The sequence below is a fragment of the Micromonospora sp. C31 genome (assembly GCF_018070575.1).
In the GTDB taxonomy this organism is placed as follows: domain Bacteria; phylum Actinomycetota; class Actinomycetes; order Mycobacteriales; family Micromonosporaceae; genus Micromonospora.
Genome location: NZ_JAGPXN010000012.1, coordinates 1 through 18,494, shown reverse-complemented (window position 1 = coordinate 18,494; position 18,494 = coordinate 1). Strand labels below are relative to the sequence as shown.

4 protein-coding genes are annotated in these 18,494 nt (G+C 75.6%); all 4 read right to left on the bottom strand.

Features of this window, described 5'->3' with window-relative positions; translation table 11 throughout:
- Nucleotides 1-119 precede the first annotated feature (119 nt).
- Nucleotides 120-914: a thioesterase II family protein gene (locus KBX06_RS17285; RefSeq protein WP_210836053.1), complete on the bottom strand. Its 795-nt coding sequence runs from the start codon at nucleotides 912-914 to the stop codon at nucleotides 120-122.
- Between the two features lie 96 nt (nucleotides 915-1,010).
- The gene (locus tag KBX06_RS17280; protein WP_210836050.1) at nucleotides 1,011-2,474 is read right to left on the bottom strand and encodes an MFS transporter; all 1,464 of its coding nucleotides are present in this window, start codon (nucleotides 2,472-2,474) and stop codon (nucleotides 1,011-1,013) included.
- A 47-nt stretch (nucleotides 2,475-2,521) separates the two neighbouring features.
- Nucleotides 2,522-14,149: a type I polyketide synthase gene (locus KBX06_RS17275; protein WP_210836048.1), complete on the bottom strand. Its 11,628-nt coding sequence runs from the start codon at nucleotides 14,147-14,149 to the stop codon at nucleotides 2,522-2,524.
- Nucleotides 14,149-18,480: a type I polyketide synthase gene (locus KBX06_RS17270; protein ID WP_247686131.1), complete on the bottom strand. Its 4,332-nt coding sequence runs from the start codon at nucleotides 18,478-18,480 to the stop codon at nucleotides 14,149-14,151. Before KBX06_RS17270 ends, KBX06_RS17275 begins: the two co-directional genes overlap by 1 nt.
- Nucleotides 18,481-18,494: the final 14 nt, after the last annotated feature.

The window sequence follows — 18,494 nt, the reverse complement described above, 5'->3', positions numbered from 1 at the left end:
GTCTCCTGTCTGAGCGGCGGGAGGAGGGGGGCAAGGGCGGCGGACCGCCCGGCGGTGCCGCTGCCGGTGGGCTGCGGCGGACGGCGACGGCCGGACGGCGGGAGCACGGGCGGTGCCGGTCAGTGGTGCAGGGCAGCGTTCCCGACGGCGAAGCGGGTCAGGTCGTCGACCAGTGCCGCGACCACGGCGGCCCGCTGTTCGGCGAGGTAGAAGTGACCGCCGGGGAAGGTCCGCAGGATGAACGAGGCGTCGGTGAGGCGTTCCCAGGCCCGGGCCTCCGCCACGGTCACCTGCGGGTCCTCGGTGCCGGTGAACACGCTCACCGGGCAGCGCAGCGGCGAGCCGGGCCGGTAGCGGTAGGTCTCGACCGCCTGGAAGTCGGCCCGGACGGCCGGCACGATCATCCGGACCACCTCGTCGTCTCCGAGCAGGCGCGGATCGGTACCCGCCAGTCGCCGCATCTCCGCGATGACTCCCGCGTCGTCGCGCCGGTGCACGTCGCCCCGGTGCGGTTTGGACGGGACGGGACGCCCCGACACGACCAGACCGAGCAGCCGGGTGGTGGAGCCGAGTCTCCGGGCGAGCTCGAAGGCCACGCAGGCGCCCATGCTGTGTCCGAACAGGACGATCCGGCGGTCGGTCATCGCCTCGACCAGTGGCAGGAGCCGGTCGACCAGACCGTCGATCGAGCCGATCGGGGGCTCGGTGTACCGGTCCTGCCGGCCGGGATACTGCACGGCCAGCACCTCGGCGACCCCGGCCAGGTCCGCCGAGAGGGGCCAGAACCAGGTCGCCGAGCCGCCGGCGTGCGGAAAGCAGAGCAGGGTGAGATCGCTGGTGACCGAGCCGTGGTGGTAGCGCCGGAACCACAGGTCCTTCTCGGCCAGCACGCTGACGGCACTACTTTCCTTCATCATCGGGAGCCTCCGAGGAACGCTTCGAACGCAGATTCCGGTGCACGCTGAGGTGTGCCACGAGGTGGCGTCGGGTCGACCCGGGAACGGTTCAGGTCAGGTCACCGGTGTTTCGGCGGGAGACGGGCCGGCCAGGAGCCGGCTCATCGCGGCGGTCGCCACGAACGCGGCGACGTTGTACCAGAGGGCCGTCGAGGTGAGTTCCGGGAAGCTCTCCCGGCCCGCCTCGACCAGGGCGAAGTAGAGGGTGCCGAGCAGCGCGACCCCGGCGGCGGAGCCGAACTGGATGACCGCGTTGACCACGCCGGAGCCGGCCCCGGTGTCGGCGGGGGGCACCTCGCCGAGGACGAGCGCGGTCAGCACCGGGGAGACCAGCCCCATCCCACAGCCGAGCACGAAACCGGCGGCAGCGACGTGGGCGAGCTCCAGATCGGCGCCGAGCGTGTCGACCAGCAGGAGCATGGTCAGCGCCCCCGCCGCCATGATCGACGCCCCGACCCCGACCAGGTGCCGTTCCCGCCCCGCCCCCTTGCGCCAGGCGATCTGGAAGGTGGCCGCGATGCCGAGCGGCCACGCGGCCGTCGCCAGGGCGGTGCGCAGCGGGCTCCAGCCCAGGCCGAACTGGAGGTGGTAGGTGAGGACCAGGAAGAGCGAGCCGACCCCGGTGAAGACCAGGAAGGTCGCCACGAGACCGAGGCGGAACGAGCGGCTGCGGAACAGCCGGGGTGGGACCAGAGCGGAGTCGTCGCGGGCCTGCCGGCGGCGCTGGCTGACCGCGAAGAGCCCGAAGAGCGGCACGGAGAGCACCAGCAACGCCAACAGCCAGATCGGCCAACCCAGCTCCCGACCCTGCACCAGCGGGAACATCAGCGCCCCGGCGGCGAGGGAGAGGAGCAGCACGCCGGTGCCGTCGACGCGGGTGGGGCTGTCCGCACGCCGCTCCGGCAGCAGCCGGGCCGCCGCGACCAGGGCGGCGAGACAGAGCGGCAGGTTCATCAGGAAGATCGCCCGCCAGCCGAGGCCGAAGAGGTTCGCCTCGGTGAGCAGGCCGCCCAGCAGTGGCCCGCCCACGGTGCCGACGCTGAGCACCCCACCGAGGATGCCGAAGGCGACCGGCCACCGCTCCCGGGGGAACATCGTGACGATCACCGCCACGACCTGCGGCACCATCAACGCCGCGGTGGCCCCCTGGGCGAACCGGCCGAGCACCAGCGTCTCGGCCGACCATGCCACGGCGCAGAGCAGCGAGGCGGCGGTGAAGCCGGCGACCCCGGCGAGGAAGACCCGCCGCATGCCGTAGATGTCACCGAGCCGCCCGCCGGTGATCAACAGCAGGGCGAAGGCGAAGGCGTAGCCGGCGAGGGTCCACTGGGCGGCGGCGAAGTCGGCCCCCACGTCGCGCTGGATCACCGGCAGCACCACCGTGACCACGGTGGCGTCCAGGCCGTCCAACAGCGCGGCGAGCACGACCACGGCGAGCGCCGCCCACCGTCGCGGATCCGGCCCCGACTCCTCCGGTCGGTGCTGCTCGGTCTCGATCATGCTGTCCGTCGCGGACACGGTAGCTCCCTGCTGGTCGGTCGGCACAGCTTGGTCCCGGCTCATGCTCACTCCTTACCGAGGACTGCGTCGAGGGCCTGATCGATCTCGTCGATGGTGAGCTCGTCGACCTCCCGGTCGACCGGCACCACCGGCTCCCCCGGACGAGCCAGTTCGAGGAGGCGGCCGAGGATGCCACTGGCCCGCAGCGCGTCCGGGCCGAGCCGGGTCACGGCCCAGTGCGCGGCGGCCACCGGGTCGGCCGGCACCCCCTGCGGCGACGTCGCCTCCGCCGCCGACGGGGCCACCGGCTCGGCCGGGCGGGCCGCGCCGAGCCTGCCGTCGAGGAACTCCGCGAGCGCCCGCACAGTTGGATAGTCGTACGTCAGGGAGGTGGGCAGGGTGGTGCCGGTGGCCTTGGCGAGTCGGTTACGCAGCTCCACCGCCATCAGCGAGTCCCACCCGAGGTCGCGCAGTGGCTTCTCCGCGCCGACGGCGGCCGCGTCGGGCAGCCCGAGAACCAGCCCCGCCTCGTGCTGCACGAAGCGGGTCAGCTCGGCGACGCGTTCCCCCGCGTCGAGCGGGGCGAGCCGCTCGACCAGACCGGCACCGGCCTCGGTCGCCCGGGCGTGGCGCAGGGTGCGGCGGACCAACGCCCGCAGCAGCGCCGGTGGCTCGGCGTCGAACGCGTCCGGGAGCAGCCGCACCGGCACCTGATGGGCGTACGGGCGGGCCAGGGCGGCGTCGAAGAGGCGCAACCCGGCCGCCGTGTCGATCGGCAGGATCCCCTGCCGGCGTACCCGGGCCAGCTCGGCCGGATCGAGGTTGCCGGTCATCCCCGCCCCGGTCGCCGTCCACGGCCCCCATGCGAGGCTGACCCCGGCCAGCCCGCGGGCCCGTCGGTGCGCGGCGAGCGCGTCGAGGTACGCGTTCGCGGCCGCGTAGTTGCCCTGCCCGGCCGCGCCGAGCGTGCCGGCCAGCGACGAGAAGAGCACGAACGCGGCGAGATCCTGCCCGACGGTCAGCTCGTGCAGGTGGGCCGCGCCGACGAGCTTCGGGGCGAGGACCCGGTCGAACCGTTCCTGGGTGAGGTTGCGCAGCACCCCGTCGTCGAGGACGGCGGCGAGGTGCAGCACGGCGGTGAGCGGGTGGGCCGGGTCGACCGCGTCGAGTACCGCGGCCACCTGCGCCCGGTCGGCCACGTCGCAGGCGAGCACCCGCACCGTCTCCGCTCCGAGGGCGGTCACCTCGTCGATCAGCTCCCGCGCGTCCGGGGCGTCCGACCCGCGCCTGGAGGCGACCAGCAGGTGCCGGGCCCCGTGCGCGCGGACCACGTGCGCGGCGAGGGCCCGGCCGAGTCCGCCGGTGCCGCCGGTGAGCAGCACCGTGCCGTCCGGGTCGAGTGGACGCGGGGTGGTGAGCACGAGCTTCCCGACGTGCCGCCCCTGGGCCATCAACCGGAACGCCTCCGGCGTCTCACGTACGTCGTAGGCGGTGTGCCGCAGCGGGCGTACCGCCTGGGCCGGCAGCGCACCGAGGGCGGCGAACTCGGCGGCGATCGCGTCGTTGCCGCCGGCCATCAGGTCGAAGGCGGCGTAACGGACGCCCGGGTGCGCGGCCTCGACCTCGGCGGCGTCCCGCACGTCGGTCTTCCCCATCTCCAGGAAGTGCCCGCCGCGGGGCAGCAGCCGCAGGGAGGCGTCGACGAACTCGCCGGCCAGCGCGTTGAGCACGGCGTCCACGCCCTGGCCGCCGGTGGCGGCGAGGAACCGGTCGGCGAAGTCGGTGTCCCGGGAGGAGGCGATCCGCTCGGCGGGGATGCCGAGGGCACGCAGTACCGGCCACTTGGCGACGCTCGCCGTGGCCCAGACCTCCAGCCCGAGATGCCGAGCGAGGTGCACGGCGGCCATGCCGACGCCGCCGGCCGCCGCGTGCACCAGCAGCCGCTGGCCGGGTCGGAGTCCCGCGCGGGTGACCAGGGCGTGGTGGGCGGTCAGGTACGCCAGCGGCAGGGTGGCCGCCTCGGCGAAGTCCAGCCCGTCCGGCAGCGGCACGAGGAGCCGGGCGTCCACGTCCACCTCGGTGCCGAACGCGCCGACGGCCAGCCCGGTGACCCGTTGCCCGACCCGCAGCCGGGTCACGTCGGCGCCGACCGCGACCACCTCACCGGCGCACTCCAGACCGAGAGCGGGGGCGTGCACCACGTCGAGGGCGTTGAGGACGTCCCGGAAGTTCACCCCGGCGGCCCGGACCCGCACCCGGACCGCGCCCGGTTCCAGTGCGGCCCGATCGACGGCGACCACCCGGAGTGCGTCGAAGCTGCCCCGTTCGGCGATCTCCACCCGCCACGGGCCGTCGGTGGGCGGGGCGGTCAGCGCGGTGCCGGCGTCGACCGGCACCAGCCGGGGCACCAGGATCTGGTCGCCCCTGAGCGCGATCTCCGGTTCGTCGGTCCCGGCGAGTGCCCCGGCGAGCAGGGCCGGGTCAACGCCCGCGCCGAGGTCGACCAGGCGCAGCGGCCGGTCGGGGTGTTCGGCACGGGCGGCCCTGACCAGGCCCCACACGCCCGCGTTCTCCAGTGCGTCGGCCGGGTCGCCTGGGCGGGCGGCGACCGCGTCGGCGGTCACCCAGACCACGCCGGTCACCTGCTCGGCGCCGAGCACCGCACGGAGCTGGGCGAAGGCGTCCAGCAGGGCCGCCCGGGGGTCGGCCGCGCCACCGCCGGTCAGGTCCACCACGACGGTACCGGCCGGCGTCTGCGGGAGGGTGGCGTGCGCCGGCAGGCCCCAGGCGTCGGCCAGGGTGGTGCCGGGGCCGAGCAGGAGCAGGTCGCCCGGGAGGGTGCTGGCCGGCGGCGCGGTGACCGGTCGGAACTCCACCCGGTACAGGTCCTCGGCGGTGCCGGCCGGGCGGAGCTGGTCGGGGCGGACCCGGCGCAGCGCCAGCCCGGTCACCTCGGCGACCGGTTCACCGGCGGCATCGGCGACGGTCAGCACGGCGGTCGGCTCGCCGTCGGCGTCGGTCAGTTCGGCCCGGACCCGCAGTTCGGTCGCCCCGGTCGCGGCGAGCCGCACCCCGAGCCAGGTGAACGGCAGGAGCAGACCATCCCGCGGGTCGTCGTCGGTGATCGCGGCGAGGGTGTGCAGGGCCGCGTCGAGCAGCGCCGGGTGCACCCCGAAGCCGTCGGCGGCACCGGCGGGCGCGGGCAGGACCACCCGCCCGTAGGCGACGTTGCCCCGGCGGAGGACCTCGGTGAGCCCGCGGAACGCCGGCCCGTACGCGAGGCCCTGCGCGGCCAGACGCGGGTGCAGGTCGGTGAGCGGCACCGGCTCGGCCTCCGCGACGGGCCACACCCGCAGCCCCGCGTCCTGGCCGACGGGGTCGCGCGGGGTGTCGGTCAGGTGACCGTGTGCGTGGTGCGTCCACGGCGCGTCCCCCCGGTCGGGGCGGGAGTGGATGTCGATCCGGCGCTCGCCGTGCGCGTCGGGGGCGGAGACCCGGACCTGGAGCCGGCGGGCCCCCTGCTCGTCGAGGACGAGCGGCTGGGCCAGGGTCAGCGTCTGCACGCCGGCGGCACCGACCGCGCCGACCGCCGCGAGGGCGAGGTCGAGCAGCCCGGTGCCGGGGACGAGCAGCGAGCCGTGCACCACGTGGTCGCGCAGCCAGGGGTGCGCGACGGCCGAGATCCGGCCGGTGAGCAGGTGCCCGTCGCCGTCGGCGAGCGGGGTGACCGCGACCAGCCACGGATGCCCGCAGGCGACCAGTCCGCTGGTCTCCAGGTCGCCCCGGTCGCCCGCCGGCCGCAACCAGTGCGCGGTGCGCTGGAAGGCGTACGTGGGCAGGTCGATGCCGCTGCCGTCGGGCAGGACCCGTGACCAGTCGACGTCGACCCCGGCGCGGTGTACCGCGGCGACGACCGCCGCCAGGCTCTCGTCCTCGGTGAGACCGGCGGTGAAGCGGCTGGTGGAGTCCGCGGCGACGCACCCGGCGGCCATCGGGGCGAGCACCGGGCCGGGCCCGCACTCCAGGTAGCGACGGATCCCGGCGGCCTCCAGCGTGGTGACCGCGTCGAGGAACCGGACCTCCCGACGGACCTGTCGGACCCAGTAGCCGGGGTCCCGCAACCCCTGCCCGGCGGGGAGGTCGACGCCGGCCCACTCGCCGGTGACCGTACTGACCACCGGGATCTCGGGCGCGGCGAACCGGCATCCGGCGGCGACCTCGGCGTACGCGTCGAGCATCGGTTCCATGTGCGGGCTGTGGAAGGCGTGCGACACGGTCAGCCGTTTCGTCCGCCGGCCCTGCGCGACGAAGTACTCCGCCACGGCGGTGACCAGGTCGGCGTCTCCACTGACCACGGTCTGCCGCGGGCCGTTCACCCCGGCGACGGCGATCCGCGCGTCGGTCGGGAGTGCGGCCCGGACGATCTGTTCGTCGGCCTCGATCGAGACCATCGCCCCGCCGGGCGGGCAGGACTGCATCAGCCGGCCCCGGGCGGCCACGAGACGGGCCGCGTCGGGCAGGTCGAGGATCCCGGCGACGTGCGCGGCGGCCAGCTCACCGACGGAGTGCCCGGCGAGCGCGGCCGGTGCCACCCCGAGGGAGACCAGCAGCCGGTGCAGGGCGACCTCGGTGGCGAAGAGCGCCGGCTGGGCGTACTCGGTGTGGTGCAGCAGCGCCGCCTCCGGCGAGTCGGGATCGGCGAAGACCACCTCGCGCAACGGACGGGGCAGGTGCGGGTCGAGCGCGGCGCAGACCGCGTCGAAGGCGTCCCGGTAGACGGCCGACTCGCGGTGCAGCGTCCGGCCCATGCCGACCCGCTGCGCGCCCTGACCGGTGAAGAGGAGCGCCACCTCGCCGTCGGCGACCGGTTCGACGTCCCGGACCGCCGGGTGCCGGCGTCCGTCCGCGAGCGCGCGGAGCGCATCCACGGTGGATGGTGCGTCCTCGGCGATCACCGCCGCCCGGTACGGGAAGTGGGTGCGGAGCCGGGCGGCGGTGTACGCCAGGTCCACCAGGGGCGCCCCGGAGCCGGCGAGCCAGTCGGCCCAGCGACCGGCCTGCGCCCGGACGGCGGCCTCGGAGTGCCCGCTGACCGGCACCGGCAGCGGGCTGCCCGGCTCGGTGGGCGCCGCAGGCTGCTGCGACCGGACGGGAGCCTCCTCGATGACCACGTGGGCGTTGGTGCCGGAGAGGCCGAACGAGGACACCCCGGCCCGGCGGACCCGCTCACCGCGCGGCCACGGGCGGGCGTTGGTGAGCAGCTCCAACCGGCCGCCCGTCCAGTCCACCAGTGGGCTCGGTTCCCGGACGTGCAGGGTCGGCGGCAGGGTTTCGTGGTGCAACGCCAGCACCATCTTGATCACGCTGACCACGCCGGCGGCGGCCTGGGTGTGACCGAGGTTGGACTTCACCGAACCGAGCAGCAGTGGCGTGGCACGTTCGGGGCCGAAGACCTCGGCGAGCGCGCCGGCCTCGATCGGGTCGCCGAGGGCGGTGCCGGTGCCGTGCGCCTCGACCGCGTCCACGTCGGCGGGACGCAGCCCGGCCGCGGCCAGGGCGTCGCGGACCACCCGCTGCTGGGACGGACCGTTCGGCGCGGTGAGCCCCTGGCTACGCCCGTCGGAGTTGACCGCGGAGCCGCGGAGCACCGCCAGGACCGGGTCACCGTCGCGCTGCGCGGCGGCGAGAGGCTTGAGCACCAGCACCCCGCACCCCTCGGCCCAGCCGGTGCCGTCGGCGTCGGCGGAGAAACTGTGGCAGCGCCCGTCCGACGACAGCCCCTTGAGCCGGCTGAACTCCACGAACGGGGTGGGGGTGCTCATCACGGTGACCCCGCCGGCGAGCGCCAGCTCGCACTCCCCGGCGCGCAGCGCGGAAGCGGCGAGGTGGAGCGCGACAAGCGACGAGGAGCAGGCGGTGTCGACGCTCACCGCCGGCCCCTGCAACCCGAGCGTGTACGCGACCCGCCCGGACAGGACGCTGGCCGCGTTCCCGGTGCCGTAGTAGCCGTCCAGGTCGGCGAGGCTGTGCCCGGCCTGGCTGCCATAGTCGGAGCCCATCGTGCCGAGGTAGACGCCGGTACGGCTGCCGTACAGGTCGCCGGGGCGGACCCGGGCCCGTTCCAGGGCCTCCCAGGCGGCCTCCAGCACCAGCCGCTGCTGCGGGTCCATGGCGACCGCCTCGCGCGGGGAGACCCCGAAGAAGTCGTGGTCGAAGCCGGCCACGTCGTCGAGGAAACCGCCCTCACGGACGGTGCTGCGCCCCACCGCCGCCGGGTCCGGGTCGTAGAGATCCAAGCCGGCCCAGCGTTCCGGGAACGGGCCGACCGCGTCCCGGCCTGCGGCGAGGAGATCCCAGAAGCCCTCCGGATCGACGACGCCGCCGGGGAGCCGGCAGGCCATGGCGACCACGGCGATCGGCGCGTCGGCGGGGACCGCCGTGGCAGCCGACGTCGCGACCACACCGGACCCGCCGAGGTCGAGCCGGTCGAGCAGCAGCGCGGCCACCGCCTCCGCGCTGGGATGGTCGAAGGCGATGGTGGCCGGCAGCGGCACGCCGACGGTGTCGACGAGCCGGCGGCGCAGCTGCATCGCCATCACCGAGTCGAGACCGGCGTCGGCGAAGACCTGGTCGGCGGCAACCGACGTGCCGCCGAGCACCGCGCTGGCCTCCCGGCTGACCAGGTCGACCAGCTCGGCGAGGCGGGCGTCGCGCGGCAGCGCCGCCAACCGGTCGCGCAGACCGCCACCCCCGGCGGCGCCGGCGACGGTGGTGGCCCGGGTCCGCACCAGGGCACGCAGCAGCGCCGGCACGGTCGCGTCGGGGCGGCGCAACGCGGTGAGGTCGAAACGGACCGGCACCAGGACCGGGTCGGGGTGGGCCAGGGCCGCGTCGAACGCCCCGAGGGCCTGGGCGGTGGTGAGCGGCGCGACGCCACCGGCACGCAGCTCGGCCCGTTCCCGCGCGCCGAGACCGGCGGTCATCCCGCCGTCCTGCTGCCACATCCCCCAGACCAGGGCGGTCGCCGGCAGACCGGCGGCCCGCCGGGCGGTGGCGAGCGCGTCGAGGGCGGCGTTCCCGGCCGCGTACCCGGCCTGACCGGCGCCGCCGAGCAGACCGGAGACGGAGGAGAAGAGCACGAACGCGGCGAGCGGCAGCGACCGGGTCGCCTCGTCGAGGTGGCGGGCACCGGTCAGCTTCGGGGCCATCACCCGGGCGATCCGGTCCGGGTCCTGGCCCGCGAGCAGCCCGTCGTCGATGACCCCCGCCAGGTGGAAGACGGCGGTCCAACGGGCGTCGGGACGGGCCAGCACCGCGGCCACCGCGTCCCGGTCGGTGACGTCACAGGCCACCACGTCGACCTGCGCACCATCCGCGCGGAGCCGGTCGAGGTCCTCGGCGGCGGCGCCGTCGACCGTGCCGCGCCGGGAGGTGAGCACCAGCCGGCGGACCCGGTGGGCGCCGACGAGGTGTGCGGCGAGGGTCCGCCCGAGGTCGCCGGTGCCACCGGTGATCAGGACGGTGCCGTCCGGATCGAGCCGGAACGGCTCGTCGGCCAGCCCGGCGGGAGTCAGCCGGGGTACGAGGACCACGCCGTCGCGCAGGACGAGTTCCGGCTCGTCGACGACGGGCACCGCGACGCCGGGATCGACGCCGGCGGGGGCGTCGACCAGGCGGATCCCCCGCTCGGGGTGCTCGGCGCGGGCCGCCCGCAGCAGCCCCGCCAGGGCCGCCTGCTCCGGTGCCGGGGCCGGATCGTCGGGGCGTACCGCGACCGCCCCGTTCGTGCGCCAGAGCAGCTCGGTACGCCCCAGCCGGGCGTCGCCGAGCAGCCCGTGCAGCAACGGCAGCGCCTCGGTGGGGCCGGCGACGCCGTCGACGAGGATCCGGTCCGGGGCGGCGTGCCCGGCGTCGAGGTGCCCGGTGAGCGCGGTGAGGTCGGCGAACCGGTCCGGGGCGGCGGCGCCGGTTGTCCCGAGGGTCCAGCGGGTGCCGGCCTGCTGGCGCAGCGGACCGGGCTCGACGTGGCGCAGCCGGTAGAGGTGTTCGACGGTACCGCCGGCCCGGACCCGGGCGGGGTCGGCGGCGCGGAGCACGAGGGTGGCGTGCAGCACCGGCGTGCCGTGCGCGTCGGTGGCCCGTAGGACGATCCGCTCGGCGTCGGCGTCGACGTCGGCCCGGACCCGCAGCCGGGTCGCGCCGCTGGCTGCGGTGCGCACCGTGTGCCAGCTGAAGGGCAGCCGGACCGGGGCGTCCGGGTCGGCGGCGGCGACCGCGTGCAGGGCCGCGTCGAGCAGGGCCGGGTGCACGGTGTACCCGTCGGTGGTCAGCGGCTCCGGGAGGTCCACCCGGGCGTAGACCCGACCGGCGGTCCGGTACGCCTCGACCAGCCCCCGGAACGCCGGGCCGTAGTCGAGGCCGGCGGCGGCGAACGCGGCGTACCGGCCGTCGAGGTCGACCGGGTCGGCACCGGCGGGGGGCCACTGACGCAGGTCGTCCCAGCCTGCGGGCTCGTCGTCGACGGTGGCGACGGTGCTCCCCTCCGCGTGACGGCGCCAGACCGCGGCGTCGCTGCCGTCGTCGACGCGGCTGTGCACGGTCAACGGCCGGGCCCCGTCCGGCCCGGCCGGCCCGACGGTGACCTGGACCCGGACCGTGGTGCCGGTGTCCGGCAGGACGAGCGGATCGAGCAGGGTCAGCTCCCCCACCCCGGCCGCGCCGACGTGCCGGGCGGCGGCGGTGGCGAGGTCGAGCAGCCCGGTGCCGGGGACCAGGACGGCGCCATGGACCCGGTGGTCGCGCAGCCACGGGTGGGTGCCGGTGGAGACGGTGCCGGTGAAGAGGTGCCGGTCCCCGTCGTCGGCGACCGAGGTGACCGCGCCGAGCCAGGGGTGCCCGGCGGTGGTCAGCCCCAGCGAGGAGGGGTCGCCGCCGCGGGCCGGTTCCACCCAGAAGCGGCGGCGCTGGAAGGCGTACGTGGGCAGGTCGACCAGGCGGCCCCGGGTGCCGGCGAGGGCGGACCAGTCGACGTCCCCGCCGGCGACGTGCACCTGGGCGAGGCCGGCCAGCACGGCAGTGACCTCGTCGGTGTCGACGACACCGGGCAGGCCGGTGGCGACCTGGCTCGGCGAGTCCTCGGCGAGGCAGCCGGCGGCCATCGCGGCGAGCACCGGCGCGGGACCACACTCCAGGTAGCGGCGGATCCCGCTGGCCTCGGCGCGGCCGACCACGTCGAGGAAGCGGACGGCGTCGCGGGCCTGCCGCACCCAGTACGCGGCCGAGCGGAGTCCGTCGCCGTCGGGGGTTTCCGGGCCGGTCCGCTCCCCGGTGACCGTGCTGATCACCGGGATGGCCGGGGCGGCGAACCGGCAACCGGCGGCCACCTCGGCGTACGCGTCGAGCATCGGGTCCATGTGCGGGCTGTGGAAGGCGTGCGACACGGTGAGACGACGGGTCCGGCGTCCCTCGGCGGCGAAGTGCTCGGCGACCGCCGTGACCGGGTCGTTGTCGCCGCTGACCACGGTCTGCCGGGGTCCGTTCAGGCCGGCGACGGCGACACCGGGCAGGTCGGTGAGGGCGGTGGCGACCTCGTCCTCGGTGGCCTCCACCGAGACCATCGCCCCGCCGGGCGGGCAGGCCTGCATCAGCCGGCCCCGGGCGGCCACGAGACGGGCCGCGTCGGGCAGGTCGAGGATCCCGGCGACGTGCGCGGCGGCCAACTCACCGATCGAGTGCCCGGCGAGCATGTCGGCGTGGATCCCCCAGGACTCCCAGAGGCGGTAGAGGGCGACCTCGAAGGCGAAGAGCGCGGCCTGCGTGTATGCGGTCTGGTGCACCAGCTCGGCGTCCGGGGAGCCGGCCGGGGCGTCCAGGATCTCGGTGAGTGGGCGGTCCAGGTGCGGGCGGAGCGCCTCGGCGACCGCGTCGAAGGCGTCCCGGAAGACCGGGAACGCCGCCCGCAGGCCCTGCCCCATGCCGGGCCGCTGGCTGCCCTGGCCGGTGAAGAGGACGGCGGTGCCGCCGTCGTCGGCGGTGCCGGTCAGCACCGCCGGGTGGGCGGTGCCGGCGGCGAGCGCCCGCAGCGCGGTGACCGCCTCGGCCGGGTCGGTGACGACCAGCGCGGCGCGGTGCCGGTGGTGGGTACGGCAGACGGCGGCGGTCCGGGCCAGGTCGGTGAGGTCGGTGTCGGGGTGTGCCTCCAGCCAGTCGGCCCAGCGGGTGGCCTGGGCCCGCAACGCCTCCGCGTCACGCCCCGAAACCAACACCGGCACCGCACCCACCGGCTGCGAACCCACACCCGACTCCGACTCCCCGACCTCGGCCGGAGCCTCCTCCAGAATCAGATGCGCATTCGTCCCCGACAACCCGAACGACGACACCCCCGCCCGACGCACCCGCTCACCACGACGCCACACCCGAGCCCGCGTCAACAACTCCAAACCCGACGAACCCCAATCCACCAACCGCGACGGCTCATCCACATGCAACGTCCGCGGCAACACCTCATACCCCAACGCCAACACCATCTTGATCACACCAGCAACACCCGCAGCCGCCTGCGCATGACCAATATTCGACTTCGCCGACCCCAACCACACCGGCACCGAACGACCCGACCCGAACACCTCCCCCAACGCACCCGCCTCAATCGGATCCCCCAACACCGTCCCCGTACCATGCGCCTCCACCGCATCCACATCACCCGCCGACAACCCCGCCGCCACCAACGCATCCCGCACCACCCGCCGCTGCGACGGACCATTCGGCGCCGTCAACCCCTGCGACCGACCATCCTGATTCACCGCCGAACCACGCACCAACGCCAACACCCGATCACCATCAGCCCGCGCCGACGACAACCGCTTCAACACCAGAACCCCACAACCCTCAGACCACCCCGCACCATCAGCCGACGCCGAAAAACTCTTACACCGACCATCCGGCGACATCGCCTTCAACCGCGAAAACTCCACGAACAGATACGGCGAACTCATCACCGTCACCCCACCGGCCAACGCCACGTCGCACTCGCCCGAACGCAACGCCGACACCGCCAGATGCACCGCCACCAACGACGACGAACACGCCGTGTCCACCGTCACCGCCGGCCCCTGAAGACCCAACGTGTACGACACCCGACCCGACAGGACACTGCCGGCCTTGCCGGTGCCGACGTAGCCGTCGAGGGCGTCGAGGTCCTGCAGGCCGTGGCCGTAGTCGGAGGCCATCGCGCCGAGGTAGACACCGGTCCGGGTGCCGGCCAGGTCGCCGGGGCGGATCCCGGCGCGTTCCAGCGCCTCCCAGGTGGTCTCCAGCACCAGCCGCTGCTGCGGATCCATGCCGGACGCCTCGCGCTGCGAGATGCCGAAGAAGTCCGCGTCGAAGCCCGCCACGTCGGAGATGAAGCCGCCCTCGCGGGCGTAGCTCTTCCCGGCCGCCTCCGGGTCCGGGTCGTAGAGGTCCCGGCCGGCCCAGCGGGCCGGGAATCCACTGATCGCGTCCCGCCCCTCGGCGAGCAGCGACCAGTACTCCTCGGGGGTGTCCGCGCCGGGGAGCCGGCAGGCCTGCGCCACGATCGCGATCGGCTCGGTGCGCGCGCCGCGCTCGGCTTCGAGTTCCTTCTCGGTCCGGACCAGCGCGGTGGTGGCGCGACGGAGGTACTGCTCCAGGCGGGTCACGTCGGCGGTGCTCATCAGCGGGCTCCCAGCTTCGCGTCGAGGAAGTTCAGCAGGTCTTCGGTGCTGGCGTCGTCCCCGGTTCCGGCGTCTTCCGGCAGATCGGGTGGGGCGGCCACCCCTTCCCTGGTCAGTCCGGCCCGCAGGTCCAGCAGGTTCGCCGCCAGACCGGTCCGGGCGAGGTCGTCGGGGTCCACCCGCCGCAGCAGGTTCACCAGCTCGTCCAGGTCGGCCCGGCTGACCTGCCGCTGCGGTGCCGACTGCGGGACGAGCCGAGCGAGGAGAAGGTCGGCGATGGCCTGCGGCGTGGGATGGTCGAAGGCGAGGGTCGCCGGGAGGGTCAGGCCCGACTCCGCGGCGAGCCGCCGGCGCAGCTCCACCGCCATCAGCGAGTCCAGGCCGAGTTCCCGCAGCACCTGCCCGGTGCGGACCGACTCCGGGCCGGGCGCGCCGAGCACCACGGCCGCCTCCCGGCGGACCAGGTCGACCACCGCGTCCCGGCGGGCGGCCTCCGGCAGGGCGGCGAGTCGTTCCCGCAGGCCGCCGCCGCTGCCGGCGCGACTCGACCTGCGGTTGGTCAGCCGCAGCAGTCCGCGCAGCACCGCCGGGGCCACCCCGCCCCGGTCGAGTTCCCTGCGCAGCGCGCCGAGGTCGAGCCGGATCGGGACGAGGTGCGCCTGGTCGGCGCCCAGGGCCGCGTCCAGCAGCGCGGTCCCCTGCCCCACGGTCAGCGGAGCGACACCCTGCCGGCGCATGCGGGCCAGGTCGGCCCGGCCGAGGCCGGCGGTGAGCCCGGTCCCGGCCGGCTGCCACAGCCCCCAGGAGAGGCTGGTGGCGACGAGCCCGGCAGCCCGGCGGCTCTCGGCGAGGGCGTCGAGGAGAGCGTTCGCCGCCGCGTACGTGCTCTGCCCCGGGTTGCCGAGCACGCCGGCCGCCGAGGAGAAGAGGACGAAGGCGGCGAGGTCGTGACCGGCGGTCAGCTCGTGCAGGTGCCGGGCCCCGTCGACCTTGGCGGCGAAGACCCCCCGGAGACGGTCGGCGCTCTGGTCGGCGAGCAACCCGTCGTCGAGGGCGCCGGCGGTGTGCACGACGGCGGTCAACGGGTGCCCGGCGGGGATGGTGTCCAGGAGCGCGGCGAGTGCGGCCCGGTCGGCGACATCGACGGCGACCGTCCGTACCTCCGCCCCGGCCGCGGTCAGCTCGGCGGTCAGGGCGTCCGCCCCCTCGGCCGCCGTGCCGCGCCGGGAGGCGAGGACGAGGTGCCGTACGCCGTGCCGGGTGACCAGGTGCCGGGCCACCGCCGCGCCGAGCTGCCCGGTGCCGCCGGTGACCAGGACGGTGCCGTCCGGGTCGAGGGGGCGGGCCGCCCCGTCCGGGGTGACCCGGACCAGCCGGGGTACGGCGGGTACCCCGTCGGCGGCGAGGACGACCTCCGGTTCCTCGCCGTTGGCGAGAGCGGCGGTGAGCCCGTTCGTCGGGTCGGCGAGGGCAGCGACGAGACCGGTCTGGTCGTCGGGGCCGGCGGCGGTACGCGCCGTGGTCGCGTCGGACGGATCGGCACCCGGGTCGCCGCTGGCGAGGTCGACGGCGCGCAGGGACCGCTCGGGGTGCTCGGCGCGGGCGGCGCGGAGCATCCCCCACAGGGCGGCACCGGCCAGGTCGCGGTCCTTCCCGGCCTGCGCGCCCCGGGTGACCCAGACCAGCTCGGTGCCGGCGAGGCGGTCCTCGCCGAGCAGGTCACGTAGTTGGGCCAGGTGGACGGCGACGGTCGTCCCGACCGGGTCGGAGCCGGTCGCCGTGCCGGGGGCGGGTCGTGCCGGACGGCAGACGGCGTCGATCAGGAGCCGGTCCGGGGCCGGGCGACCGCCGTCGAGACGGTCCCGCAGGCCGGCGAGGTCGGCCACCGCGTCGGGGCCGTCCGCCGGGCCGAGCAACCAGGTGACCGGCTCGCCACCACCGGCAGCCGGGCCGCGCAGCGGTTCGAGGGCGATCCGGTAGAGGTGCTCGACCGGGGCGGCGGCACGCAGCCGCTCGGCGGTGGCCTCCCGCACGTGCAGTGCGCCGACGGTGAGCAACGGTTGCCCGTCGGGGTCGGCGACGACCAGCCGGAGCGAGTCGTCGCCGACCCGGTGTTCGAGGACGACCCGGACGGTGTCGCCGACCGGCCCGAGGCGGGTCACGTCCCGCCACTCGAAGGGAAGCAGCACCCGGGTGTCGGCGGTGGGTTCGCGCAGCGCGTGCACGGCGTGCAGGGCGGCGTCGAGGAGGGCGGGGTGCATCCCGAAGCCCGGGGCGGGTGCGGTCGCGGGGAGCCGCAGCAGCCCGTACGCGGTGTCGCCGTGCCGGTGCAGCTCGGTGAGCCCCTGGAAGGCGGGCCCGTAGCCGATGCCCTGTCCCCGCAGCCGGTCGTAGAAGCCGGTGAGGTCGACCGGCTCGGCCTCCGACGGCGGTGCCGGGACGGCAGTGGTGGACGCGGTCACCTCGGGCACCAGCACGCCGGTGGCGTGGCAGGTCCAGCCGTCCTGGCCGCCCTGGCGTTGTGAGTGGACGGTCACCGCGCGGGATCCGTCCGGCTCGGGCGGCTCGACACGGACCTGGAGGCGGAGCACGCCGGTGTCACCGAAGACCATCGGTTCGGCGAGGGTCAGCTCACCGACCCCGCCGAGGCCGACCGCGTCGGCGGCGGCGAGGGCCACGTCCAGCAGGCCGGTCCCCGGCACCAGCACCGTGTCGAAGGCGGTGTGGTCGGCCAGCCACGGCTGTTCGCCGAGGGAGATCCGGCCGAGCATCAGCTCCCCGTCGCCCTCGGCGACCCCGGTCGTCGCGCCGAGCCACGGGTGGCCGGTGGCGTCCAGTCCGACGGTGCCGACGTCGCCACCGCGCCGCTGTTTCCGCGTCCAGTAGCGCTCGCCGCCGAACGGGTAGGTGGGCAGGTCGACCGGACGGCCGGCGGGCAGTGCCGCCGCCCAGGGCACGTCGACGCCCTGGACGTGCAGCAACGCCAGGGTACGGCGCAGCGTGTCCAGGCCACCCTCGTCGCGCCGCAGGGCGGGTACGGCCAGCCCGTCGGCGGCGGCGCACCCGTCGGCGAGCGGCATGACCAGCACGGGATGCGGGCTGACCTCGACGAAGACGTCGTGCCCGGCGGCGAGCAGGGCCGCCTGGGCCAGGTCGAGGCGGACCGGTTCCCGCAGGTTGCGGCACCAGTAGTCGGCGTCGAGCTGCTCACCGTCGAGGCGGTCCCCGGTGACCGTGGACCAGAACGGAATCCGGGTCGGTCGTGGGCGCAGTTCCCCGAAACCGGCGCGCAACCCCGGCATGAGCGGGTCCATGTGCGCGCTGTGCGAGGCGCAGGCGGCGTGCAGTCGGGCGCAGGGGACGTCCTCGTCGTCCACGTCGAGCAGGACGTCGAGGACGGCGTCGGTGTCGCCGGAGATCACCGTCCAGCGGTCGGTGTTGACCGCGGCGACGGAGACCCGGTCACCGTGGGGGGCGATCCGGGTGAGGACCTCGTCGACGGGGAGTTCGACCACGGCCATCTCGCCACCGCCGCCCTCACGGTGCAGGGCGATGCTACGGACCGCGATGATCCGCGCGCCCTCGGCGAGGGTGAGCGCGCCCGCAACGACGGCGGCGGCGACCTCGCCCTGGCTGTGACCGACCACGGCGTCGGGTTCGAGGCCGAGGTCGCGCAGCACGGCGGCGAGCGCCACGTACATGGTGAACAACGCCGGCTGGGCGGTGTCGATCCGGTCGAGCGGGTGCTCGGGGGTCTCCCCGGCGGCCAGCAGGTCCCGCACGGACCAGCCGAGCAGCGGGGCGAACGCGGCGTCGCACTCGGCGACGACGGCGGCGAACACCGGGCTCTGCGCGAGCAGGTCGTGGGCCATGCCGACCCACTGGGAGCCCTGGCCGGGGAAGACCCAGACGGTCTTGCCCCGGGGGCGGACGTCGCCCCGGACCAGGTCCGGGTGGGCGGTGCCGGCGGCCAGCGCCCGCAACGCGGTGACCGCGTCCGGGACCGTGGCGGCCAGGGCCACGGCCCGGTGGTCGAAGTGCGTCCGGTGCAGCGCGGCGGTCCGGGCGACGTCGGTGAGCGCGAGGGGCGGTTCCCGGTCGAGCCGGTCGGCCCAGCGGGTGGCCTGGGCCCGCAACGCCTCCGCGTCACGCCCCGAAACCAACACCGGCACCGCACCCACCGGCTGCGAACCCACACCCGACTCCGACTCCCCGACCTCGGCCGGAGCCTCCTCCAGAATCAGATGCGCATTCGTCCCCGACAACCCGAACGACGACACCCCCGCCCGACGCACCCGCTCACCACGACGCCACACCCGAGCCCGCGTCAACAACTCCAAACCCG